This window comes from Kitasatospora sp. NPDC001159 (genome assembly GCF_053598235.1).
Genome location: NZ_JBSFJV010000113.1, coordinates 1 through 1,293, shown reverse-complemented (window position 1 = coordinate 1,293; position 1,293 = coordinate 1). Strand labels below are relative to the sequence as shown.

1 protein-coding gene is annotated in these 1,293 nt (G+C 67.9%); it reads left to right on the top strand.

Annotated features, from left to right (window positions below):
• Nucleotides 1–1,293 (top strand): ISAzo13 family transposase (locus ACWC9T_RS35295; protein ID WP_449825157.1); only part of this gene is annotated, 1,293 nt, incomplete at both ends.

Below are 1,293 nucleotides of genomic sequence, written 5' to 3'. Positions count from 1 at the left end.
TGCCGCTGAACGCGATCCCGGTCTGGTGGCGGCACTGGAGTCGTTGATCAAGCCGCGGGAGGTGGGCGACCCGGTCTCGCCACTGCGCTGGACCACCGCCTCGCTACGGGACCTGGCCCGGGAGTTGACCGAGGCAGGGCATCCGGTCAGCGCCCCCGTGGTGGGCGACCTGCTGCGCGGGCTGGGCTTCAGCCTGCAGGGCATGGCCAAGACCCGCGCCGGCAGCCACGTGCCCGACCGCGACGCCCAGTTCCGCCACATCAACACCGCCGTCGAACACTTCCTGGAGCAAGGCCTACCGGTAGTGAGCATCGATGCGAAGAAGAAGGAGCCGATCGGCGACTTCGCCCGCTCCGGCCGCACCTGGCGTCCCAAAGGCGAGCCGATCACCGCCCCGGACCACGACTTCCTGGACCCCGACACCCCGATCGCCATCCCCTACGGCATCTACGACCTGGGACGCGACACCGGCTGGGTCAACGTGGGCACCGACCGCAACACCGCCGCCTTCGCCGTGGAGTCCCTGCGCCGCTGGTGGAACCACCAAGGGCACCTCGACTACCCCGACGCCACCCGTCTGCTGGTCACCGCCGACTCCGGAGGAGCCAACTCGGCCGACTCCCACCTGTTCAAGAACGACCTGGCCACCCTCGCCGACGAGTGCCAACTGAGTATCACCGTCATGCACTTCCCGCCCGCGACCTCAAAATGGAACAAGGTCGAACACCGACTCTTCTCCCGGATCACGCACAGCCTGCGCGGCCAGCCGCTGACCAGCTACGAAGTACTGCTCCAGACCATCTCGGCCACCCGCACCAGCACCGGGCTGACCGTCAAAGCCGTCCTCGACGACAACGAGTACCCCACCGGCCGGACACTCACCAAGGCCGAACGCGCGGCGATCCTGCAGCGAATCGCACGCGACGACTTCCACGGAGAGTGGAACTACACCATCGCCCCACGCCACCCCGGACAGGAACCCCAAGTCGAGCCGGAAGAGGTGAAGGCACCCCCGATCCCGGCCGAAGCCACCTTCCTCCTCACCCATCCGGCCCTGACCGGCATGTCCCGCGAGCAGTTCGACCAGCTCGTGGAAGAACTCGAACCCTTCCGCCGGGTCCTGGCCGAGACCGAACGCGAGAAGAGGAAGGGCATCAACCGGCGCGGATACAACCCCGGGGTCGGCTTCGTCGACCACCGCCACCGCGTCCTGGTCGCCGTCCTGCACCACCGCAACACCGTCACCCTGACCCTGGCCGCCCAACTCCTCGGTCGAGTACCCACGAGCCTGAA